Source organism: Oxalicibacterium faecigallinarum (genome assembly GCF_014635705.1).
Classification (GTDB): Bacteria; Pseudomonadota; Gammaproteobacteria; order Burkholderiales; family Burkholderiaceae_D; genus Oxalicibacterium; species Oxalicibacterium faecigallinarum.
On sequence record NZ_BMDI01000001.1, the window covers coordinates 1,286,723 to 1,308,589 of the forward strand.

The 21,867-nt window shown below is 54.3% G+C and carries 21 protein-coding genes, 2 tRNA genes and 1 riboswitch; of the genes, 4 read left to right on the forward strand and 19 right to left on the reverse strand.

What is annotated here, in order from left to right; all coding sequences use genetic code 11:
- Window positions 1-14: 14 nt before the first annotated feature.
- The 7 genes from IEV29_RS06175 to gltX form a co-directional block, all read right to left on the reverse strand.
- Window positions 15-650 carry a pilus assembly PilX family protein gene (locus IEV29_RS06175; protein ID WP_188380346.1) on the reverse strand — a complete coding sequence of 212 codons (636 nt, stop codon included), beginning with the start codon at window positions 648-650 and terminating at the stop codon, window positions 15-17.
- A complete protein-coding gene (locus tag IEV29_RS06180) occupies window positions 647-1,567 on the reverse strand; it encodes a PilW family protein (RefSeq protein WP_229726258.1) in 921 nt (306 codons plus the stop codon). Before IEV29_RS06180 ends, IEV29_RS06175 begins: the two co-directional genes overlap by 4 nt.
- Window positions 1,564-2,088 (reverse strand): type IV pilus modification protein PilV, encoded by a 525-nt coding sequence (pilV, locus tag IEV29_RS06185; RefSeq protein ID WP_188380347.1) that lies wholly within the window; start codon window positions 2,086-2,088, stop codon window positions 1,564-1,566. The genes IEV29_RS06180 and pilV overlap by 4 nt, the downstream gene beginning before the upstream one ends.
- A gap of 205 nt (window positions 2,089-2,293) precedes the next feature.
- Window positions 2,294-3,010 carry a zinc ribbon domain-containing protein gene (locus tag IEV29_RS06190; protein WP_188380348.1) on the reverse strand — a complete coding sequence of 239 codons (717 nt, stop codon included), beginning with the start codon at window positions 3,008-3,010 and terminating at the stop codon, window positions 2,294-2,296.
- 196 nt (window positions 3,011-3,206) lie between these two features.
- Window positions 3,207-3,282: transfer RNA gene (locus tag IEV29_RS06195), tRNA-Glu, on the reverse strand.
- Between the two features lie 55 nt (window positions 3,283-3,337).
- Window positions 3,338-3,413 (reverse strand) — tRNA-Ala (locus tag IEV29_RS06200).
- Between the two features lie 65 nt (window positions 3,414-3,478).
- Complete coding sequence (gene gltX / locus IEV29_RS06205) at window positions 3,479-4,882, reverse strand: glutamate--tRNA ligase (protein WP_188380349.1); 1,404 nt, start codon at window positions 4,880-4,882, stop codon at window positions 3,479-3,481.
- A gap of 219 nt (window positions 4,883-5,101) precedes the next feature.
- Between gltX and metG the strand changes: the two genes are divergently transcribed.
- Window positions 5,102-7,234, forward strand: a complete 2,133-nt coding sequence (metG, locus tag IEV29_RS06210) for a methionine--tRNA ligase (RefSeq protein WP_188380350.1) — start codon at window positions 5,102-5,104, stop codon at window positions 7,232-7,234.
- 82 nt (window positions 7,235-7,316) lie between these two features.
- Here metG and IEV29_RS06215 read toward each other — a convergent pair whose 3' ends face one another.
- The gene (locus IEV29_RS06215; protein WP_188380351.1) at window positions 7,317-7,823 is read right to left on the reverse strand and encodes an outer membrane protein assembly factor BamE; all 507 of its coding nucleotides are present in this window, start codon (window positions 7,821-7,823) and stop codon (window positions 7,317-7,319) included.
- Window positions 7,824-7,937: 114 nt separating this feature from the next.
- On the opposite strand from IEV29_RS06215, the gene IEV29_RS06220 reads away from it, so the two are divergent.
- The 3 genes from IEV29_RS06220 to panC are packed head-to-tail and all read left to right on the forward strand — an operon-like array spanning window position 7,938 to window position 9,931.
- A complete protein-coding gene (locus IEV29_RS06220; RefSeq protein ID WP_188380352.1) occupies window positions 7,938-8,150 on the forward strand; it encodes a DUF3460 family protein in 213 nt (70 codons plus the stop codon).
- Between the two features lie 35 nt (window positions 8,151-8,185).
- Window positions 8,186-9,031 (forward strand): segregation and condensation protein A, encoded by an 846-nt coding sequence (locus tag IEV29_RS06225; protein WP_188381099.1) that lies wholly within the window; start codon window positions 8,186-8,188, stop codon window positions 9,029-9,031.
- 60 nt (window positions 9,032-9,091) lie between these two features.
- The gene (gene panC, locus IEV29_RS06230; protein ID WP_188380353.1) at window positions 9,092-9,931 is read left to right on the forward strand and encodes a pantoate--beta-alanine ligase; all 840 of its coding nucleotides are present in this window, start codon (window positions 9,092-9,094) and stop codon (window positions 9,929-9,931) included.
- Between the two features lie 88 nt (window positions 9,932-10,019).
- Here the strand turns inward: panC and IEV29_RS06235 are convergent, their stop codons facing one another.
- From IEV29_RS06235 to IEV29_RS06285, 11 genes are all read right to left on the reverse strand, one after another.
- Window positions 10,020-10,640, reverse strand: coding sequence for a nucleotide-binding protein (locus IEV29_RS06235; protein ID WP_188380354.1), 621 nt, complete (start codon window positions 10,638-10,640; stop codon window positions 10,020-10,022).
- A 140-nt stretch (window positions 10,641-10,780) separates the two neighbouring features.
- A complete protein-coding gene (locus tag IEV29_RS06240; protein ID WP_188380355.1) occupies window positions 10,781-12,226 on the reverse strand; it encodes a cobyric acid synthase in 1,446 nt (481 codons plus the stop codon).
- On the reverse strand, window positions 12,223-13,122 hold the full coding sequence (locus IEV29_RS06245) for a cobalamin-binding protein (protein WP_188380356.1): 900 nt from the start codon (window positions 13,120-13,122) through the stop codon (window positions 12,223-12,225). The genes IEV29_RS06240 and IEV29_RS06245 overlap by 4 nt, the downstream gene beginning before the upstream one ends.
- Before the next feature lie 2 nt (window positions 13,123-13,124).
- Entirely contained in the window at window positions 13,125-14,135 is a 1,011-nt protein-coding gene (gene cobD / locus IEV29_RS06250) for a threonine-phosphate decarboxylase CobD (RefSeq protein ID WP_188380357.1), read from the reverse strand.
- Window positions 14,128-15,069, reverse strand: a complete 942-nt coding sequence (gene cbiB / locus IEV29_RS06255) for an adenosylcobinamide-phosphate synthase CbiB (RefSeq protein WP_188380358.1) — start codon at window positions 15,067-15,069, stop codon at window positions 14,128-14,130. The genes cobD and cbiB overlap by 8 nt, the downstream gene beginning before the upstream one ends.
- Window positions 15,070-15,621, reverse strand: a complete 552-nt coding sequence (gene cobU, locus IEV29_RS06260) for a bifunctional adenosylcobinamide kinase/adenosylcobinamide-phosphate guanylyltransferase (RefSeq protein WP_188381100.1) — start codon at window positions 15,619-15,621, stop codon at window positions 15,070-15,072.
- Entirely contained in the window at window positions 15,618-16,937 is a 1,320-nt protein-coding gene (locus IEV29_RS06265) for a cobyrinic acid a,c-diamide synthase CobB (protein WP_188380359.1), read from the reverse strand. The genes cobU and IEV29_RS06265 overlap by 4 nt, the downstream gene beginning before the upstream one ends.
- Before the next feature lie 25 nt (window positions 16,938-16,962).
- On the reverse strand, window positions 16,963-17,595 hold the full coding sequence (cobO, locus tag IEV29_RS06270) for a cob(I)yrinic acid a,c-diamide adenosyltransferase (RefSeq protein ID WP_188380360.1): 633 nt from the start codon (window positions 17,593-17,595) through the stop codon (window positions 16,963-16,965).
- Entirely contained in the window at window positions 17,592-18,359 is a 768-nt protein-coding gene (locus IEV29_RS06275; RefSeq protein WP_188380361.1) for an ABC transporter ATP-binding protein, read from the reverse strand. Before IEV29_RS06275 ends, cobO begins: the two co-directional genes overlap by 4 nt.
- Window positions 18,356-19,405 carry a FecCD family ABC transporter permease gene (locus IEV29_RS06280; RefSeq protein WP_188380362.1) on the reverse strand — a complete coding sequence of 350 codons (1,050 nt, stop codon included), beginning with the start codon at window positions 19,403-19,405 and terminating at the stop codon, window positions 18,356-18,358. The genes IEV29_RS06275 and IEV29_RS06280 overlap by 4 nt, the downstream gene beginning before the upstream one ends.
- A gap of 109 nt (window positions 19,406-19,514) precedes the next feature.
- Window positions 19,515-21,431 (reverse strand): TonB-dependent receptor plug domain-containing protein, encoded by a 1,917-nt coding sequence (locus tag IEV29_RS06285; protein ID WP_188380363.1) that lies wholly within the window; start codon window positions 21,429-21,431, stop codon window positions 19,515-19,517.
- A 146-nt stretch (window positions 21,432-21,577) separates the two neighbouring features.
- A riboswitch (cobalamin riboswitch) is annotated at window positions 21,578-21,793 on the reverse strand.
- Between the last annotated feature and the right edge of the window lie 74 nt (window positions 21,794-21,867).

The following is a 21,867-nucleotide window of genomic DNA, read 5'->3' on the forward strand; positions in this document are numbered from 1 at the left end:
AAGATGCGCCCTGTTCATAACGGCATCTTTCTGTAAAACGATTGCAGCGCCACTCTCGTCGTTTCGCGCACGCCAAAACCCACTGCGGTGATACGGTAAAGATATTCAACCTGTTCTGCAGATTGCCCAGGCCCGCGATAAGGCATGTATTCAATGATGTACCGTGGCAAAGCGGCAGGAAGCGTACCGATCCCGGTTTGAAACGAACGACCTGTGAAATGTCCGTACGGTATCGCCGTCGTGGCATTGCCTGCGGCAAGAAAATCAATGCGTTTCCAGGCTGCCTCACTCTCCATGCGGAGTTGGCGACATACACCAAGCCAGGCGTTCTGCATTCCCGCTCCACACTCACCTTCCGCCAGTACGGCTTCGTCCTGCAGAATCTCTGCAACAAACAAATGGCTGCGTGAGCGCAATGGATCGGGAGACTGCTGAATATCCATCTCGGCATCGATCAGTGCCGCTTCTGCTGCCTGAAAGGCGATCTGATGATCCCGATCATTACGGGATGATTTCTCACCTTGCAAGGCGAGTTGTGCGGAAGCCGTACCGAGCAGCAGAATGACCGTCAGCATCAGCAAGGTCGTGATGAGCGTGGTACCAGCCTGTTGCGCCGGCCTTGCGCTCGGAAAGCAAGCAGTCAAACTCATATTGCAGACCATGCTGATGCATTGCGCAGTTGAATGGTTTGCGTAAATACGATCCGCACCCGATTGCGCGATGCGGCAGGCAAGCCACTATCGACAATGCGTACGCCGGGATCATGGGCACCATGCTGGTCCGAATAGGCCGCACCAAACAAATCATGCTGTTGTATCAGCGCATCCTCACGCATTTTTTGTGCACCACTCACCAACAGGCTGACACGCACCACGCGCACTTTTTTCCAATGGCTGGCCTGCCCTTGACTCCCGGCATCCAGTTGATTGATCACGTCGGCATTCATGAACTGATTCGTACCGGTGCCCTTTATATCCAGCCCGTACAACACCTGAAAGGACTCGATACCGCGCGCAATGGCATCCGCATTCCAGCCATTCTGTGTACGGTATTTGCACCGCAATTCCGGTTCGCCGGACGCATCACGGGCAACGAAGAAAATACTCCAGCTGCGTTGATCTGCCTCGTTACCTGCTACCGGAGCGGCAGCGGCAAAACCGGCGCAATTCAGCATGGCACCATCGGGTTGAGCATTTGTTCCGAAAAATCTTAGAGCCAGAACATCACTACCGTTGACGACGCCTGCACTGACAGCTTCCAGCGCTGGCGTCGTCTTTCGCAAGGTTCTGGCGTCCATGCCGAGGATAGACGGCTCAGCATCATCGGCAAGCACGACCGGCGCATGCCACTCATTCCAGTTCACATAACCGGCTTGCCGTATGGATTTGGAAAGCACATCGATGGCGTAACGCCCGGTTTCCTGAATTTGTGCACTTTGGTCCTGCAAACGGTAATTTGCCTTACTGCCCAACAGAAAAAATGTGAGGCTCAGTAACACGATCAGACTGAGCATCATGCCCAGCATGAGCTCGATCAGCGTCAGTCCGGCCTGTCTGCAGTACTTCATGGTTGCGACGGCTGAACCGTGAGTGCCAGCTTTGGGGTTGCATGAGCACTGGCATGCTTGTCCATCTTGTCATGCCATCCGATTTTGATGACCCATGGGCCTTGCGTGGTGCTTTCCGCTGGGGCGCACTCCCAGCTCAGTTGCCCGCTGCCGGCATCCCATGGCGCGGCATCTTGACAGATGCGTGCCTGGCCTTCTGGCAATTCCAGTGACACGCGCTGCAACCAATGACTCATCTCATCCGATGACAACCTTTGTTCGACACAAGGCGTTGTGACGCGCTCGCAATCCTCATTGTTCTGTGCGGTGGTGGCTTGTTCGCTGATCGTAATCAGATTGGCACGCATGCTCTCGGCCAGCTCGACAGCCAGATGCATGGCTTTTGTTTGCATCGAGGATTGCTGCGTACTATGCAAAGCCGTGAGATGGAGGCTCATGGAGGTCATGACGCCAAGCATCAAGACAAACACGGAGACCAATACTTCAATGAGTGAAAAACCTTTGCTCGACAATGTGATCATGTAGCGACTTCCCCAGCACAGTTGAATCCGGATCCACTTACGCAAAGCATCAACAACATTTTTACGAGGGCGATTATTGCAAGAAGGTCTCACCTGCCAAATCCCATCAACATGGTAGAAATGGCAATAACCTTGATTTTTCAAGCGTTCAAAACAAAAAAGCCACGCATTTGCGTGGCTTTCATCAGTGACATGTCGGTTTTATCTAGTCATAAGAAGGACAACCGTCCTTACCCCATTTGCCGTTACAAGCACGCCACAAGCAAGGCTGGCGAGCAAATACCGACATTTTTTCGCATTGCGCGACCTCCTGCGCTGTCGTCAAACCGCGTACAGGCATCGCAGCCTTTCTTGCCGCATTCTCGCGCTCTTCCTGGGCCAATCTGGCTTCTTCATTTTTCTTGCGTTGTTCGCTATCACGAGCGGCTTTCGCTTTCACTTTTGCGTCATTCGTGCGCTTGACCTCGTTGGATGTATTCACTGCAGGAGCAGGTTCCAGCGGATTATCCGAAACCGCAGGTGGAACGGGAGTCACCGACGTCCCCATCTGCTCGGCAAGTGAAGGTGCTTTTAGCGGCCCTGTTTGTATCGAATCGGCTGCGGCAGGAACATCCTTGTCATCCGGTGCGGTTGTCCGATTGCCAATCACTGACCACAGTACCCCGGCCATCAGGATCAATAAAAGAATGATTAAAGCGAGTTTAAAACCTGGACCTTTGCTTGTTCCCGGCTCTTTCGCCATGGATTCCACAACATCATCAAGAAGGGATTCATGTACCGGATCGGGAGAAATGGCAGGAGAGATTGTCGTGCCTGTCGTCGCGGCCGCAACAGAACTGGAAGCAAGCGCAATTCGTGTTCCGCATTGCTCACAAAATCTGGCACCGTTGCGATTGTCAGCACCGCATTCAGCACATTTCATCCCAACTCCCCTGATCATCACTTGCGCATCCTTGCGCTCTATTTTGACGCAATGTGAAATGAAGACAAACCGTAGAATGGATTTGGACTGGAACTTTCTCGATGCGTTCCGCCATACAAGCTTGTTTGCCTACATTTCCAGATACATCGACGTTACGGACGAAAAAAAACCACGCAATTGCGTGGTTTTTTTAACTTGGCGTCCCCAAGGGGATTCGAACCCCTGTACTCACCGTGAAAGGGTGATGTCCTAGGCCTCTAGACGATGGGGACAGAAATCTGCCCGTGATACTGGCCTTACTACTTTACTGCCACTCCACACTTTGAATGGTGGAGATAAGCGGGATCGAACCGCTGACCTCTTGCATGCCATGCAAGCGCTCTCCCAGCTGAGCTATACCCCCTCGAGTGCAGAAGCAAGATTATAGCAACGTCTTTTTCGCTGTGTAAATACCTTTCTGCATTTTTCTTAAAGATATTTTTTCAGGCGATCCAAAACCACTGCACGATCAAATAAAACAATCACGGCATCAATCGATGGCGTCTGCAATTGACCGGTAATCAACAAGCGCAAAGGCATGGCCAATTGCGGCATCTTCAGCTTGTGCGCAGCCAGTATTTCTTTCAGCGCTGCCGAAACCGTTTCCTTTTTCCACTCAACGCTTGAAAGCTGTTCGGCAAATTGCGCGAGCACAGGTTTGATCGCATCCGTCAGGTGCTGCTCCAGCAAGGCAGCATCCGGCGCGGGCTGGCGGTAGAACAGCATCGCGGCAACCGACAATTCATTTAGCGTATTGATACGATCCTTCATCAGCGCGATCACATTCTGCAAATCCGGAGCGCCATCAAACTGCGCGCCATTCTTGATCATTTGCGGACGTACCAATTCAGCCAGACGTGCATTGTCTGCCTGCTTGATGTAGTGGTTGTTGATCCAGTCGAGCTTTTCGTGATTAAACTGCGCTGGTGATTTGGTCAGGTGATCAAGATCGAACCACTGCGTGAACTGCTCCATCGAAAACACTTCATCATCGCCGTGGCTCCAGCCCAAGCGCGCCAGATAATTGAGCATGGCTTCAGGCAGATAACCTTGTGCCGGATAGTCCATCACGCTGACTGCACCGTGGCGCTTGGACAGTTTTTCACCATCGGAACCGAGAATCATCGGCAAGTGGCCATACAGCGGCAGCTCTGCCCCCAACGCATGCAGAATGTTGATCTGCCGCGGTGTGTTGTTGACGTGATCATCACCACGGATGACGTGCGTAATCTTCATATCCCAGTCATCGACCGCCACGCAGAAGTTATACGTCGGCGTGCCATCCGGACGCGCGATGACCAGATCATCGAGTTCGCGATTCGAAATCGTGATCGAACCCTTGACCACATCATTCCACGTCACCTCGCCTTCAGTAGGATTACGGAAGCGCACGACCGGCTTGCGGCCTTCTGGAATGGCCGGCAAGGTTTTGCCAGCCTCCGGACGCCAGGTACCGTCGTAGCGTGGCTTTTCACCAGCAGCGCGTTGACGCTCGCGCATCGCTTCCACTTCTTCCGGCGACGAATAGCAATGGTAGGCCGAGCCATCGGCCAGCATCTTGCCGATCACTTCGCGATAGCGGTCCATGCGCTGCATCTGATAGAACGGACCTTCATCGTGATGCAAACCCAGCCACTGCATCCCTTCAATGATGGCCTGCACCGCTTCCGGTGTGGAGCGCTCCAGGTCGGTATCCTCAATACGCAAGACAAAGGTGCCACCAAAATGGCGGGCATAGGCCCACGAGAACAAGGCGGTACGTGCACCACCAACATGGAGATAGCCGGTGGGGCTTGGAGCGAAGCGGGTACGAATCTGGGTAGGAACGGTCATGGCAAATTAAAAACGGCCTTGGTCACCAAAGCCGTGATTGAATACATTGGAAGGTCGCTATTTTAGCGTTTCGCTAGATTTTCCATGCATAAGTTTGGAAAATCCATCTCAAGCATCTGAAAAGTGCGTGCAAAGGCACATAGGGAATCGCCTTGCCACCATCATCGACCTCCCTTGCACTGCTAAAATACTGGTTTATTTCCCGCCAAGCATTACTTCATGACTACCACGCCGCGCAAACTGTTCGTCACCACTGCTCTCCCCTACGCCAATGGCGCCTTCCATATCGGCCACATCATGGAATACATCCAGGCTGATATCTGGGTGCGCTTTCAGCGCATGCAGGGCAATGACGTCAATTTTGTCGGCGCAGACGATGCGCACGGCGCACCGATCATGATTGCGGCTGAAAAAGCTGGTCTGTCGCCGCAGCAATTCGTCGCCAACATTGCGGCAGGCCGCAAACAATATCTGGATGGCTTTCATATCGTTTTCGATAACTGGCATTCGACTGATGCGCCGGAGAACCATGAAATGGCACAACAGATCTATCTGGATCTGAAAAAAGCCGGCCTGATCAAAGCGCGCACGATCGAGCAGTTTTTCGATCCGGAGAAGAACATGTTCTTGCCGGACCGCTACATCAAGGGCCAATGTCCGAAATGCGGTGCGCAGGATCAGTATGGCGACAACTGCGAAGTCTGTAGCGCCGTCTATGCGCCCACCGATCTGGTCAATCCGTATTCCGCACTGACCGGTGCGACGCCGGTACTGAAGAATTCCGAACATCTGTTCTTTGCCTTGTCCGATCCACGCAGTGTTACCTTCCTTGAGGAATGGATCGGCGGTAACGATGTCGATGGCAAACCGCATCTGCAGCCGGAAGTCGCCAACAAGGTCAAGGAATGGTTCTCCGTCCGCGATAATCCGGATGGCACCAAAAGCGAAGGCCTAAGCGACTGGGACATCTCGCGCGACGCGCCCTACTTCGGCATCGAAATCCCTGACATGCCGGGCAAGTACTTTTATGTCTGGCTGGATGCGCCAGTCGGTTACCTGGCATCACTCAAGAACTTGCTCGACAAACGTGGCGAGAATTTCGACGCTTATATTGCTGACGACAAGCTGGAGCAGATTCACTTTATCGGCAAAGACATCGTCAATTTCCACACACTGTTCTGGCCGGCCATGCTGCATTTCAGCGGCCGCAAGACGCCGAACAAGGTATTCGTACACGGCTTCCTGACGGTGAACAACGGCGAGAAGATGAGCAAGAGTCGCGGCACCGGCCTTGATCCACTCAAGTATCTGAAACTCGGCATGAATCCGGAATGGCTGCGCTACTATCTGGCCAACAAACTCAATGCGCGCAACGAAGACATCGATTTCAATCGCGAAGACTTCCTCGCGCGCGTCAACAGCGATCTGATCGGCAAGTACGTCAATATCGCCAGCCGCGCTGCCGGCTTCATTACCAAGCGTTTCGACGGTCGCGTAACGACGGCATGGGCTACCGATAGCGATAGCTTCCTGTCCGGCTTGCGTGCTGTCGCACCGGAAATCCAGTCGTTCTACGACCAGCGCGAATATGGCAAAGCGCTGCGCGCGATCATGGAGCAAGCCGACATCATCAATGCTTACGTTGACGCCAACAAGCCTTGGGAACTGGCAAAGGATGCAGCCAACGATGCACGTTTGCAGGAAGTCTGCAGTCGCCTGCTGGAAGCCTTCCGCATCCTGACCATTTACCTGAAACCGGTCTTGCCGCACGTCGCGCAACAGGTTGAAGCACAGCTCAACATCGCGCCGCTGCAATGGGCCGATGTGACGCGCCCATTGCCGGATCAGCACCAGGTCAATGCGTATGCGCATTTGATGCAGCGCGTCGATCCGAAAATGCTGGAATCCTTGTTCGAAATGGTGCCAACCGTTGATGCAACTGTGTCTGCGCCGACCAATCCATCTTCGGGCGAAACTTCGGTAGAAGACAGCAATATCGAAGCACTTGCACCAGAGATCAAGATCGACGACTTTGCCAGGATCGATCTGCGCATCGCCAAGATCGTCAATTGCGAACACGTCGAAGGTTCCGACAAATTGCTGCGTCTGACTCTGGATGTTGGCGAAGGTCGTACACGCAATGTGTTCTCGGGTATCAAGTCAGCCTACAAACCGGAAGACCTGATCGGCAAGCTGACCGTGATGGTGGCGAATCTCGCGCCACGCAAGATGAAGTTCGGCATGTCGGAAGGCATGGTATTGGCCGCTTCGGCAGCGGATGAAAAGGCCAATCCGGGCATCTACATCCTCAATCCCTGGCCTGGTGCCGAGCCGGGCATGCGTGTGCGATAGATACGCCCCTTATCAAAAAAAGCCGCCTGTACAAGCAATGTTCAGGCGGCTTTTTTTTGTCAATGATGAATCCGATGCCTGGCTACCCTTTCACCGGATCACTGCTCGACATGCGAACAACCTTGCCGCTGTCGCGATCGAAATGCACATGAAAGAAACGTTCGGTTACCGGGCCTGAAAAATATCGCCAATCCCAGACTTCCTCATTTTTCAATGGAAACGTTGCGGTACTGCCTGGCTTGCCGAGCAGGCGCCGTACGTCATCGCGGGTCATGCCGGCTTGCACCCGGGCGAAATTCTCATCTGTCAGCGTCTGGCGATAGTCGCGCATGATGCCGCTGACATCCAGTTCAACCATCCACGTACGATGCCCTTCGGGCCCTTTCGGATATTCAAACGTGCGTGCACCGCTCGGCTCGTTCCATACCATCTCCGGCTCGCCCATCGCCTGACGGACATCGGCCTCGGTCGACACACCTTTTGTCAGCTTCTCGATACCGAAATCCTCGATGGGACGGCCATGCTGATTGCAACCGAACATGAGCAAGCTGCATAAAAAGCCGGATAAACCTGCAAGAAAACGTTTCATATCAGTATTTTCAGAAGAAAACGCGTGGACTGTCACATTTGTACAAGACAGTCAGGAGTGTTGCAAAAGACAAGGTAGAATAATGCCTGTTTTCACCTCATTATCAGACAGACCATGGTATTCAGCAAAAACCATTATCACTACCAGTCGGAAGCGACCAAGTTCATCGAAGAACTGAAAGCCAAGAATCCGCATATCGATGCAGGCCAGATTCAAGGCCGCGCCTTGCTATGGGACAAATCGCCTATCGATCTGGACCAGCTCGAGCGCACCAAGGAATCGCGCGTCAAGCAACAAGCCTACGTCTACCAGAACAAAGTCCGCTGACACGCATGAGCGGTTCCAACCCGATGCTGGCGCAAATGCCATCCAGCGCGCCGGATCTTGTCGTCGAAGGCCGACCAGATTCGACGCCGGATGTCATTGATGGCGTTGCATTCGCACGCCTGTACGGGGAACCGCTTTTCCGTCTGCCCAACGATCTCTACATCCCGCCGGATGCACTGGAGATTTTTCTCGAAGCATTTGAAGGTCCGCTGGATCTGTTGCTGTATCTGATCCGCAAGCAGAACTTCAATATCCTCGATATTCCGATGGCGCAGGTGACGCAACAGTATCTGCAGTATGTCGACCAGATCCGCGTCCACAATCTGGAACTGGCTGCCGAGTATCTGCTGATGGCGGCCATGCTGATCGAAATCAAGTCACGCATGCTGCTGCCGGTGCGCAAGGCCGATACCGGGGAAGAAGCGGCTGATCCACGTGCGGAACTGGTTCGTCGTCTGCTGGAGTATGAGCAGATGAAACTGGCGTCACGCCAGATTGACGAGTTGCCGCAACTAGGTCGCGACTATGTGCGGACGCAGGTCTATATCGAACAAAACACCGTCGTGCACTGGCCGGACGTCAACGTCGCCGATCTGCAATCAGCATGGGCCGATCTGCTGCGTCGCGCCAAGCTGACGGCGCATCACACCATCAGTCGCGAAGAATTGTCTGTACGCGAGCACATGACCGCTATTTTGCGTCGTCTGCAAAGCAGCAAGTTTGTCGAATTTACCGATCTGTTCGATCCGTCACGCGGTGTGCCCGTCATCGTCGTCAACTTTGTCGCGCTGCTCGAACTCGGCAAGGAAACCCTGATCGAGATCACGCAGGCCGAACCGTTTGCACCGATCTACGTCAGGCTGGCTTACGCGCCAAGCTGATCGTCCGATCCGGCATTGCCAACGGCCTTTGCGCCGCACCGACCACCCAAGGCTGTATTCATGAAAATCATTTCCTGCATCGAAGAACTGCGCGACCATTTGCAAGGCCAGCTGCGCACTGCCTTCGTTCCGACCATGGGCAATCTGCACGATGGTCACCTGTCACTGATGCGGCTGGCGCGCAAGCACGGCGATCCGGTCGTGGCATCGATTTTCGTCAATCGTCTGCAATTTGGTCCCAACGAAGATTTCGACAAATATCCGCGCACCTTTCAGGCCGATGTTGAAAAACTCGAGAAGGAAGGTGTCTACATCCTGTTTGCACCAACCGAGAAGGATCTGTATCCGGAGCCACAGGAATATCGCGTGCGCCCACCGGATGATCTGGGCAATACACTGGAAGGCGAATTCCGTCCCGGCTTCTTCACCGGCGTGACCACCGTTGTGCTTAAACTGTTTTCCTGTGTGCAGCCGCGTGTGGCGGTGTTCGGCAAGAAGGATTATCAGCAACTCATGATCGTGCGCAATATGGCCAAGCAGTTTGCACTGCCGACCGAGATCATCGCGGCAGAAACTTATCGTGCTGAGGATGGCTTGGCGCTGTCGTCACGCAATATGTATCTGTCGGCTGAAGAACGAGCCGAAGCACCGGCGCTGTATCGCAGCCTGAATGCTGTCGCGGATGAGGTCCGCGGTGGTCATCTGGATGTGTTTGAACTCGAACGGCAGGCCATGTCTGATTTAAGCAAGCGTGGCTGGAAGCCTGATTACATCTCTATCCGCAAGCAGAGCAATCTGCAACCGCCGTCTGCTGGCGACATGGCGACAGGCGAAAAGCTCGTGGTACTCGCTGCAGCCAAACTCGGCACCACACGGCTGATCGACAATCTGGAAATCTGATCAAGGACCTCATAAAAAAATGCCGCATTCCTCCTTGCGGCATTTTTTTCGTCTGCACGGGCAAACAATTCAGACAGACTTTTGCCACTTACTTCTGCTCCAGCCATTTCACGAGATCCTCCCACTGCGCAAGATCCTTCTCGACCCGTGAAGCGGCAACATCCCACAAGGTCGCGCCATTGGCGGCAAGCTGCACATAGTTCTGTGTATCGCGCAAGAAACCCAGCACCGGCAAACCCAAACTTTCCACATACTTTTGCAACTGGTCGGCAGCACGTGTACGCACATTGACGCGCATACCCAGCACACCAACCTCGACCTGCTCCTTCTTTTGGCGTTCGGCCAGCTTTTCCAGAAATTCCTGCGTGGCGAGAATATCGAACATGGAAGGCTGTAGCGGTACAACAATCCTGGTCGCGATCTGCATGACCTTGTCAAAACGCTTGCCGCTGAAGCCAGCGGGCGTGTCGAGGACGATATGGGTCGTGCCTTTGGGTGGCTTGGCAACGTGGCCATCTTCGATTTCCCAGGGTTTGATCTCGGGCAGCGATCCGGGGCGCAACGCCAGCCAGGCACGTGACGATTGCTGCACATCGATATCGCCCAGCATGACCTTGTGTCCTTGCGCGGCAAAGTAACCGGCGATATTGGTCGCCAAGGTACTCTTGCCAACACCGCCTTTCGGATTGGCAACGACGATTACAGGCATGATTTTCCCCTTCGTATGCAGTGATCGGATCGAAGATCAGAAACGGAAATGTAACTTTCTGGCAAGAATAACATGGCAGACAACCCGTCACCATGCCCTGAGCTGCAGGGAAAAGACTGGCTAAGAATCAGGTTGCCAGATCAGTTCCTCAATGTGCGCAAGGCATGCAGTAACGGCTGTGCCGCATCGGCCAGACGATCCAGACTTTGCTCGCGTAACAGATTGGTGTCCACTACATGCGCACTGTTTAAACCGGCCCAGCGCAGTAACGCGGTACACGCCGATGGCGCATCGAACAGGCCGTGCAAATACGTGCCCATGATCTGATCGTCTTGCGAACGTGCTCCCTCGGGACGTCCATCGATCGAGAAAACCGGTCGCTGACGCGCCGCCCCCTCCGACACACCCATGTGAATCTCGTAACCGACAACCGTCCCTTCATCAAACAGGCAATTGCCCGCCACCTGCTTCAGCCGCTTTTCCGACGTCAGTTCGGTATCGATCTCCAGCAGACCAAGCCCCACGGAAGTACCACCTGCGCCCTCGATGCCATCCGGATCGGCGATCGTTTTTCCCAGCATCTGATAACCACCGCAGATGCCGATGATTTTGCCGCCATAACGCGCATGGCGTATCAGCGCATCACGCCAGCCATTGGCAATCAACCACTCCAGATCGGCGCGCGTATTTTTGCTACCGGGAAGAATAATCAGGTCCGCCGAAGGAATTGGTTGACCCGGTCCGATCAATTGCAGATCGATATCCGGATGCGCACGTAGAGCATCGAAATCCGTGTGATTACTGATACGCGGTGGCACGGGCACTATGACCTTAAAGGCACCACGCTCGCTCTGCACCGATGCCACGGCATCTTCCGCATCCAGAAACAGGCCGTGCAGATAAGGCAAAACGGCCAGCACCGGTTTGCCCGTCTGTTCCTCCAGCCAGCGCAATCCCGGCTCCAGCAAACGGATGTCACCACGGAAGCGATTGATGACAAAGCCAACGATACGATTCCGCTCACTCTCGGAAAGACATGCCAGCGTTCCGATCAGATGTGCAAACACGCCACCACGATCGATGTCGGCCACCAGAATAACCGGACAATCGACGGCTTCTGCAAATCCCATGTTCGCAATGTCGCGATCACGCAGATTGACTTCGGCGGGACTGCCCGCGCCTTCCACCAGCACCACGTCGTACTGTGCCGACAGACGACGATACGACTCCAGCACGGCCTGCATCGCCAGCGGTTTATATGCATGGTAGTCGCGAGCGTTCATATCGCTACGCACCTTGCCGTGAATAATGACTTGCGCGCCGGTATCGCTCGATGGCTTGAGCAGAATCGGATTCATGTCGGTATGGGGAGAAATACCTGCAGCGACTGCCTGCAACGCCTGCGCACGCCCGATCTCACCACCATCCGACGTCACCGCACTGTTGAGCGCCATATTCTGCGGCTTGAATGGCACCACACGATGCTGCTCACGCATCAACAGACGGCATAAGGCTGCAACCAGCGTGGTCTTGCCGGCATCAGACGTCGTGCCCTGCACCATCAGGGTTGAAAAGGGAAAGGTCATTTTACAGATGGCAAATCGCTTACCGGACGGCGACTACGTGCCAGTTCCAGCTTTTCGCAGATTGCCTGCGTGCCCTGAATCAGACGCGGGCCGGCACGATTGAGCAAATCGCCGTCGATGGCAAACAGATTGCCCCGACGCACCGCTGTCAGATTCTTGTAGGGTTCCCATATTTCCAGCTCGGAGGTTTTCTTTTCCTTGCGCGCACCCACAATCATCGCCTCCGGATCCGCCAGCAGGACGGCCTCCGTAGAAACGGTGGGCGCTGTCGTATTCAGTTCGGCAAAGATGTTTTGCCCGCCACACACGCGCAGTACATCACTCATGATGTGCTTGCCGTTCAGGGTATAGATCGGCTTGCCCCAGACCTGATAAAACGTACGCACGGGCGGACGTTGTGCGTAACGTGCCGTCAGATTGCCCAGCAACTCACGCTGGCGCATGATTTCTGGTGCTGCAGCCTTTTCGGTGCCTGCCAGCTTCGCCATGCGTGCAATGCCTTCCGGAATATCGGACAGCCTCTTCGGCTCACTATAGAAGAATGGAATACCAAGCTTGCGCAAATGCTCAATCTGTCTTTCCGAACTGCCATGCAGCCACACGACAAGCACATCGGGGCGTGCCGCAATCACGCGTTCGACATCGATTTGCTGGTGATTGCCCACACGCGGAATCTGCAAAGCGGCCGCAGGATAATCGCTGTATTCCACCGTCCCGACAATGCGATCGCCTGCACCTGCTGCAAACAACATCTCGGTCGCATGGGGAGCCAGCGAAACGATGCGCTCTGCCGGCTTCTGCAAGGTAACGGTATTGCCTGCATCATCCTGCAAGGTCACCACAGCATGTGCCTGTATGGCGACCAGGCATCCCAGCACAATCAACAAACGGTTCATTTTCATCTCTGTTCTTTTTTCCATGAGGCCAATGCCGATTCCAGGCGCTGCCAGCCTTTTTCATCTGACGGCAAGCCCAGCCTTACTCCGTGGGAAAACAGCCTGATCCAGATGCCCTGACGTGCAAGAAAATCTGCCAGCACTGCCGCTTGCGGTTCCGGCCAGTAACGGAACAAGGCACAACCCTGCGACGGAAAACCATGCTGCGCAAGCAGTTGCGTCAAGCGCTGGCCTTCATCTTGCAAGGTCACCTGCATGGCACGCTGCCATGTTCGATCCGTCAACACCTGCGTACCAATCTGCTGCGCCGGACCACTCACACTCCATGGCCCGATCTCTTCCGCCAAGGCGTCGATCATTGCAGTTTGTCCCAATACAAAACCAAGACGCAAACCCGCCAGACCAAAAAATTTTCCAATCGATCTTAGGACAATGAGGCCCGGTGCGCCGACATATCCCGCCACGCTCAATTTGGGCAATACGTCACCAAACGCCTCGTCCACAATCAGCCAGCCACCACGCTGCGCGAGCCTTTCTGCCCATTGCAGCAATTGATCCGGCGACGTACTTTCGCCGGTCGGGTTGTTCGGATTGCAAACCACCATCACATCGCATGCATCAATGGCGGCAGGCAGATCCCCATAGGGCACGGCAGTAATCATATGACCAGCGCGCTGCCATTGATACGCATGCTCGGCATAGGTTGTGTTCGCTACCACCACGCGAGAAGTGCCATGCTGACGAACACGCAACTGCGGCAACCCCTGAATCGCTGCTTGCGAACCGGCTACGGGCAATACTGCAGACGCGGCGCTCCGGGCAACGCCGTAGTAGGCATGCGCAGCCTGTATCAAGTCTTTATCCGGCTCAGGCAAGCGATGCCAGACATCGGGCAACAAGGCAGAAACAGGATAAGGATGCGGATTGATCCCGGTGGACAGATCGATCCACTGCTGCTTGGGTATGCCAAACCGCTCGATCGCGCTGTGCAGATTGCCGCCATGATCAAGCATGCGTCATTCCGATCAAGGCAATCACCAGCATCCATAAAGCCGTCGTACGCGAAACCAGTTTCCATGCGCGTGCGATATCCGTTCCGACTGCAAGCGGCCCGCTGCCAAGTGCAGGACGATGTTCAATCTCGCCGTCATAGATTGCATCACCACCAAGCGAAATATTCAAAGCGCCTGCACCAGCTGCCATCACCGGTCCGGCATTCGGACTCGACCAGTGCCGTGCCTGCTGATGCCAGCAACGGCCGGCCAGACGCGTATTGCCTAACACCGCATAAGAAAAGGCGGTCAGGCGGGCCGGTATCAGATTCAAACCATCATCGATACGCGCCGCAGCCCATCCGAAATGCAGAAATCGTTGATTGCGGTAGCCCCACATGGCATCGAGCGTATTGGCAAGACGAAACAGCACGGCGCCCGGACCACCGGCAACGAGAAACCAGAACAAGGTGCCAAACACGGCATCGTTGCCATTTTCCAGCAGTGATTCGACTCCTGCCTTGGCAATCTCCATTTCCGAAAGTGACGTGGTATCGCGACTGACAATACGCCCCGTCAAGTGGCGCGCCAACGGCAAATCGCCTTCCTGCAAAGCCTGTGCAATCGGCAAAAGATGATCACGCAGGCTGCGCAGACCCACACAAAAATAGAGCAGGATGACGTGCGTCATCAGCGCCAGCAGAATATGCAACTGAGCCAGCCAGGCGGTCACCAGCCAGCTCACGGCAACAATAGGCAGCACAACGAGCAGCCATGCTGCGATGCCACGTACACGGCCCACATGATTGCGATTCAGGCGCTTCTCTGCGCAGCCAGCAAGATTGCCAAAGCCCGACAAGGGATGCCAGCGTCGTACTTCGCCGAACAGACAGTCGAGCACGATGCCCGACATGATCAGACATGCCATCACCATCCACGACAAGCCCAGCAGCATTTATCCGCCTTTCAGAGTCAGCGGCAATCCGGCTGTCACCAGCACGACACGGTCGCACAGCGCGGCGACTGCCTGATTCATTCGGCCGGACTCGTCGACAAACCAGCGCGAGATGGCGCCTGTCGGCACAACGCCTTGCCCGACCTCGTTGGTTACCAACACGATGTCGCCCCGCGCACTGGCCAGCGCCTGGAAAAAAGCATTTGACTGCGTGTGAAAGATAGCTGGCGGCTCAATGATGCCAATTTCCGGGAAAGCCATCGCCTCCGAAAACAGCAGATTGGACAGCCAAACCGTCAGGCAATCGATCAGCAACACGCTGTCAGGCGTACTGTGCTGCTCGATGATGGCAGCCAGTGCGATCGGCTCTTCCAATGTCACCCACGCTGCATCACGACGTGCGCGATGATGCACAATACGATGCATCATTTCATCATCGCCAGCTTCCGATGTTGCGACATATATCAACTGCTTGCCGGATGCCTTGGCCAAGCTTTCCGCATACGTGCTTTTTCCCGATCGCGTACCGCCAATCACCATCGTGCGCATCAGGATTGCTCTCCATACGAAAACAGACGCGCCGTCGCTGCAGGGCATGAAGCAAAGTAGGCATGGAAATAGGTCGCTGTCAGCGAACCGTGCCGATAGACATATTCACCAACAGCACCATTGGAGCGACGAATCGTTTCGCCAACGGATGCCAATGGCGTTTCCAAAGTCGAGTAGTGAAATGCATGCCCACGCAACTCGCCTTGCGCCGTCGCCAGCGACTGCATGCCCAACCCCGCGATCCTGGGCTGCATGGCAACCTGACCGGGTAACAGACCTGCCATTGGCCAGACCTTGCCCTCTGCATCGGTAATCGATTCGGTCACAGCCATCATGCCGCCGCATTCCGCCAGAATCGGCACATGACGCGCATGCGCTTCGCGTAACGATGTTTGCCAGCGCTGGGCAGACGATAGCGTCGCACAATGGAGTTCCGGATAGCCACCGGGAATGTAGACACCATCTGCATCGGCAGGAATGGGCTCATCCTGTAGTGGCGCAAAGAAAGCCAGCTCTGCGCCCAGTGCACGCAAACAGGCGAGATTGGCGTGATAAGCAAATGCGAATGCGGCATCGCGCGCCACCGCAATCTTGCGGCCCGCCAGCAGCGGCTGCACTTGCGTCATTGATCCATCCAGCGGGAGTTCAACGGGTTGCATCGCTTCCCATGCAACCTCATCCAGCACAATCGATTCGGCCAGTTGATCAAGCAAGGCATCCACTTGCGCGATCTCGTCTGGTTGAACCAGGCCGAGATGCCGCTCCGGCAATGAGGTACTTAATTTTGGCAAGGTCGCCAGTACCGGTACGTCACGCAAACCTTGCACGATCTGATTCTTGTGATTGTCGCTGGCGATCCGGTTGAGGACGACGCCAGCCAGATTGACCGGCCCATACTGCTGCAAGCCCATGACAATTGCGCCTGCGGTACGTGCCATCTTGCCGGCATCCAGCACGGCAATGACCGGCACACCAAATGCCTGCGCCAGATCGGCCGAGGATGGATCGCCATCGTACAAACCCATGACGCCTTCGATCAGCACGACGTCGGCTTCGGCCGCAGCTTCTGCCAACAGACGTTTGCAGGCATCCAGACCAACCATCCACAGATCCAGCGCGTAGACCTCACTGCCGCATGCGCGCTGCAGAATCATCGGATCCAGATAATCGGGGCCAGTCTTGAAGACACGCACACGTTTTCCCTGCTGCTGTAACTTGCGTGCAATTGCTGCCGTCACGGTGGTCTTGCCCTGCCCTGAAGCGATCCCTGCCAGCAGAACGATGCGTGCAGTCGAAGTTTCCCTTTCGCGATGACTCATTCGCTCTCCCGAATCCGTTGCGGCTTTACCATTCCACACCCGGTTGCGCGGCGATACCCGCAGCAAATGCATGTTTGGTCAGTTGCATCTCGGTCACGGTATCGGCAACGTCGATCAATTCCGGCGGCGCGCCGCGTCCCGTCACAATCACGTGCTGCATGGCAGGTCTTGCCTGCAGATCGGCAATGACCTTCTGAACATCCAGATACTTGTATTTCAACGCAATATTGAGCTCATCCAGCACGACCATCTTGATGGATGCATCTGTCAGCAGTTCTTTTGCCCGCTCCCAGGCGATCTGTGCTTTTTCTACATCACGCTCACGGTTCTGGGTTTCCCATGTGTAGCCTTCGCCCATGACATGGAAGCTGACTTCGCTGGGAAAGCGGCGAAAGAATTTTTCTTCACCAGTAGGAATCGCTCCCTTGATGAATTGCACAATGCCAACCTTCATGCCATGTCCGAGCGCACGGGCAACCATGCCAAAGGCACTGGAACTCTTGCCTTTGCCGTTACCGCAGGTAATCACCAAGACACCCGCATCCCGCTTGGCGGCTGCGATCTTTTGATCGACGACTTCCTTCTTGCGTGCCATACGTGCGTTGTGACGCGCTGTCACACCCGCATCGTCTTTGGCGCTCTTTACTTCATGCGTCATTTTTCTTCCTCAACAGCCATATAAATGGCACGACTGCCATGTCGCACGATCTCGATCGGGTGACCAAGGCATTCACTTAACAGCGGAGCCTGCATGACATCCTCCATTTTTCCCGCATGCCAGCGACCATCCCCCATCAGCAACAAGGCATGCGTGGCAACACCATGTGCCAGATTCAGGTCATGACTTACCATGACGATGCTCTTGCTCCTTTCCTTGCACAATCGCGCCAGCAACTTCATCACACTGACCTGATGTGCCATGTCCAGCGCGCTAGTCGGCTCGTCCAGAAAAAGCAGCGGCGTATCCTGGGCCACGGCAGCGGCAATCGCCACGCGTTGGCGTTCCCCACCGGACAGACTGCGGATATCACGCTCGGCAAACGCGGCGACATCCAGTGTCTCCAATGCCCTATATGCAGCAGCATGATCGTCCTCGGATTCCCAATAGGCATTGTGATAAGGATGACGTGCAGTCAGCACCGTTTCGATCACGCGATAACCAAATGCATCGTTACGCCCTTGAGGCAAAAAGGCGCGTTCACGTGCAAGGGCCTGCAAAGGCCAATCGGCCAGTGTCTTTTCCTGCAGAAAAACGTTACCGGCATCAACCGGGCGCAAGCCAACCAGTGTACGCAACAAAGTGCTTTTGCCAGCGCCATTGCGACCAATGACACACCAGCATTCACCAGCACCAACTTCCCAATCAAGCGCATCGATCAACAAGCGCTCGCCGATCCGAATCTGCAAGGCGCTCGTCTTCATCCACGCCTCCTGATTTGATGCAACTGCAACAGAAAGACCGGTACGCCAATCATTGCGGTAATCACGCCAACGGGCAATTGCAGCGGCGCGACGACCGTGCGTGCCAGTGTGTCTGCCAGAACAAGGAACGAACCGCCCACCAAGGTCACAGCCGGTAACAACAGCCTGTGATCCGGGCCAAGCATGAAACGGCAGGCATGCGGAATGATCAGACCAACAAAGCTGATGCTGCCGGCATTGCTCACCGCGCTGGCGGTCAACAACGCTGCAAACACAAACAATCCGAGACGAAACCGCGCAACATCGATACCCAGTGTCACAGCGGCTTCTGCGTGCATGGCAATGACGTTAATCGCACGCGCGGCACGCGTAGAGAAAAGAAGCGCAGCAATCAATACAATCCAGGGCAACCAGCGGAATTGCGTCCCGGACAGATCACCGATGAGCCAGAACACCATGCCACGCAAACGGTTATCCGGCGCAATTGACAAGATCAGGCTCACCACGGCGCTACATCCTGCCGCCAGAATGACACCCGTCAGCAACAATAGCGGCGCACTGCCTTCCGCCTGTACGGCACCCCGTAAATCGCGTCTTGCGAGTGCATACAATAAAAAAGAAATCGCCATGGCGCCGCAAAAGGCCGCCACATCGATCATCCAAGACAAAGAGAACAGCAACATCGCGCCCAGCGCACCTACCGCCGCACCGCCAGAGACGCCCAGTACATAAGGATCGGCCAGCGGATTACGCAGCAATGCCTGCATCATCACGCCAGCCAGTGCCAGCGTGGCACCAGTGACAAAAGCCGAAAGACCGCGACTAAAACGCAATTCAACCAGCGTCGACGCCATCGTTGACGACGAGCCCTGTATCAACTCACTCAAGGCATCTGCAATTTCGGACAGGGACAACGTCACCGAGCCGAACATACAGGTGATCACCATGCTCATCACGGCCGCCACCGACAACGCACACAACACCAAGCCAGCGCGGTTGGCATGTCGTGCTGGCGCAGATTGGATAGCGTAGATGTCAGCGGGCATGAATCAGGTAAAAGATTTATTCAAGAAAAATCGCGCATGGATTGTCGACCTTGGTCTTCACAATGCATGCGCGCTAATACAACAAGCACTATTCTAAATTTTTACGGCTTCATTTAAAACCATAACGAACACCGACGAACACATTAGAACCTTGTGTCTGGAATGCACGGGCAAACTCATATTGCTTATCCAAAGCATTATTCCATCGTCCAAATATTTGCCAATCACTATTCAGATCATAAGATGCATGCAGGTTCAGCAAAGCATACCCTCCCAAACGGTTGACATGCTCCGGTTCGTCATAACGATACCCAGAAAACACCACATCGAAACCTGATTTCAATGCGCCGGCAGTGTGTTTTAGGCCGATTGTGCCGTGATACTTTGCACGTCGCTGAATAAGCGTATTCGTCGTCTTGTCACGAGGGTCCTGAAGATCGAGAGATCCATATAACCGATAGTTGCCGAATTTGCTGCCTGCCTCCATCGAAACGCCTGTCAACAACGCTTTATCGACGTTATAAGTACAACTACCTGGAGCGCCGCCCGTACAAGGCTTTGCACTCAACATGTCCGTTATTTCGTTGTGATAATAAACAGCGCTGAAGTTTGATCGGCCATCATCATAATGAACACCGATCTCGGCATTTTTGCCCTTTTCTGGCTTCGCATCAGGATTCCCATAAGTTGGGTTACCTGCATAAGCGTAGTAAAGATCGTTGTATGTTGGCGCCCTGAAACTGGTTGCTACACTACCGTTCACACGCCATTCTTTGGTCAGTCGATAGCCATATCCCAAACCACCAGTCAAATTCGACCCATAAACAGAGCTATCATCATTACGTACGCTACTACTGATTTGATGGTCACCACGGTTAGCCTGATAAGCGAGCGCAAATGAATTGTTGTCGCGACTGCGATTCTGTAATGTCTGAGCAGTGTTGAAGACGCTTTCCTCACGTCTTTCCAGCAATACCTGCAATAGATCACGCCCAATCACAATGTCGTTTTGCCAGCTAAGCTGGTCTTGCGTCGAATTATTGACGGATGGCGTAAGGGAGCGGAAATTTTGCTGTCTCGTGTAAGAACGTGACACCTGCAACAAGCTGCTCCAATTAGTCGTAATCTGATTACGGCTATGCACGGAGTAGACATCCACTTCACTAACAATATACGGTTTAAAGACCTGCACACCAGAACCTTCATCCGTATCTGCATTGTTGTAACTATTCATAAAAGTGGCGCCAAGCTCATGTCCCTTCGCGATCTCCCAAGAGAACTGTCCACTTAGGCTTCGCTTGGAATAGCCATCCTTGTCAGGATCGTAGTTACTTACGGTACCGGTTGAAGGATTACGAGCACGGGCAGGACGAGCCGAAAAACCCTCCGACTCTTCTTGTGATGCATTTAATGCGTAACGAATACGATGCTCACCTTCGATCGAACCAGAAATGCCAGCGGTGTAAACTCGCTCCCGATCAGTACCTGCCCCTGCAGAGAAAGTCAAACGTGGTTCGCCGCTTCCTTTTTTGGTAAAAATCTGAATCACACCACCCACTGCATCAGCACCATATAAGCTACTCAGTGGCCCCATCACGATTTCAACTCGCTCGATCTGAGACAGAGGAATCGCCGACCACATAGCCGTTCCCGACGTAGATGACACACTACGTACACCGTCAATCAGAAGCAGCGTCTGCTTTCCATTGCCGCCACGGATATAGACCTCGGTATCGTTTCCAGCGCCACCGTTACGTTTGATTTCGATGCTGCGCTTGGTTTGCATAAGATCGGCCAAGGAAGTTTGCCCCGACTCTTGAATCTCTTCTTCTGTGATCACGAGGTGATCCGCAAGAACATCGCCCGCCTTTTGTGCCGAGCGAGAGGCAGTAACCACCACTGCATCAAGAGACTCTGATTGCATCGTTTGGGCAAAAGAGGATGAAGAAAAAACGGAAGAAACTGCCAATGCAATGGCGAGCGGCGCCAACGCCGAACCGGCGGGCCGTGAAACGGAAAAAGACATGATAATTTTCTGAATAACGCATCTTCAGCCCACTTCCCCGCAGGCTGAATTTAAAAGAGATGCGCAAACAGATCAAACGAACGCAAACAGCAGCAATGGCCAAACCAGAACGTGCAAGAATCGCGTCACGAACATCCCCGTTCGCAGCATCTCCACCTGTTCTGGCCGGTATCCGGGCTGAACAAGCAGATCACCTTGCCTTCCCATACAAAATGCACAGTGGCTTGAAAAGATGATTTGTCATCGACCGATGACACTTGTTGACCGTTGCGGGGGCAGCACACGCTCGCTGTCAAGCTACGTGTTTCCCGTTTAACTGCAGCCATGAACAGGCTGCGGGCACCAAAACTAGCGTAATTCTAATGACCATATCTATCGGTAGCAATCACTCTACATTTCTGTATCAACCTTGTTTCATCAACACAACAACTCAACC

What these genes read in the sequence shown, in the direction of transcription:
- cobD (WP_188380357.1), bottom strand. Translation starts at nt 14,135, where the DNA reads ATGCTTGATCATGGCGGCAATCTGCACAGCGCGATCGAGCGGTTTGGC.
- IEV29_RS06275 (WP_188380361.1), bottom strand. Translation starts at nt 18,359, where the DNA reads ATGAAGACGAGCGCCTTGCAGATTCGGATCGGCGAGCGCTTGTTGATC.
- IEV29_RS06265 (WP_188380359.1), bottom strand. Translation starts at nt 16,937, where the DNA reads ATGAGTCATCGCGAAAGGGAAACTTCGACTGCACGCATCGTTCTGCTG.
- IEV29_RS06280 (WP_188380362.1), bottom strand. Translation starts at nt 19,405, where the DNA reads ATGCCCGCTGACATCTACGCTATCCAATCTGCGCCAGCACGACATGCC.
- IEV29_RS06245 (WP_188380356.1), bottom strand. Translation starts at nt 13,122, where the DNA reads ATGAACCGTTTGTTGATTGTGCTGGGATGCCTGGTCGCCATACAGGCA.
- IEV29_RS06225 (WP_188381099.1), top strand. Translation starts at nt 8,186, where the DNA reads ATGCCATCCAGCGCGCCGGATCTTGTCGTCGAAGGCCGACCAGATTCG.
- IEV29_RS06285 (WP_188380363.1), bottom strand. Translation starts at nt 21,431, where the DNA reads ATGTCTTTTTCCGTTTCACGGCCCGCCGGTTCGGCGTTGGCGCCGCTC.
- pilV (WP_188380347.1), bottom strand. Translation starts at nt 2,088, where the DNA reads ATGATCACATTGTCGAGCAAAGGTTTTTCACTCATTGAAGTATTGGTC.
- cobO (WP_188380360.1), bottom strand. Translation starts at nt 17,595, where the DNA reads ATGACGCATGAAGTAAAGAGCGCCAAAGACGATGCGGGTGTGACAGCG.
- IEV29_RS06220 (WP_188380352.1), top strand. Translation starts at nt 7,938, where the DNA reads ATGGTATTCAGCAAAAACCATTATCACTACCAGTCGGAAGCGACCAAG.
- IEV29_RS06240 (WP_188380355.1), bottom strand. Translation starts at nt 12,226, where the DNA reads ATGACCTTTCCCTTTTCAACCCTGATGGTGCAGGGCACGACGTCTGAT.
- panC (WP_188380353.1), top strand. Translation starts at nt 9,092, where the DNA reads ATGAAAATCATTTCCTGCATCGAAGAACTGCGCGACCATTTGCAAGGC.
- IEV29_RS06190 (WP_188380348.1), bottom strand. Translation starts at nt 3,010, where the DNA reads ATGAAATGTGCTGAATGCGGTGCTGACAATCGCAACGGTGCCAGATTT.
- gltX (WP_188380349.1), bottom strand. Translation starts at nt 4,882, where the DNA reads ATGACCGTTCCTACCCAGATTCGTACCCGCTTCGCTCCAAGCCCCACC.
- metG (WP_188380350.1), top strand. Translation starts at nt 5,102, where the DNA reads ATGACTACCACGCCGCGCAAACTGTTCGTCACCACTGCTCTCCCCTAC.
- IEV29_RS06175 (WP_188380346.1), bottom strand. Translation starts at nt 650, where the DNA reads ATGAGTTTGACTGCTTGCTTTCCGAGCGCAAGGCCGGCGCAACAGGCT.
- cbiB (WP_188380358.1), bottom strand. Translation starts at nt 15,069, where the DNA reads ATGCTGCTGGGCTTGTCGTGGATGGTGATGGCATGTCTGATCATGTCG.
- IEV29_RS06180 (WP_229726258.1), bottom strand. Translation starts at nt 1,567, where the DNA reads ATGAAGTACTGCAGACAGGCCGGACTGACGCTGATCGAGCTCATGCTG.
- IEV29_RS06235 (WP_188380354.1), bottom strand. Translation starts at nt 10,640, where the DNA reads ATGCCTGTAATCGTCGTTGCCAATCCGAAAGGCGGTGTTGGCAAGAGT.
- IEV29_RS06215 (WP_188380351.1), bottom strand. Translation starts at nt 7,823, where the DNA reads ATGAAACGTTTTCTTGCAGGTTTATCCGGCTTTTTATGCAGCTTGCTC.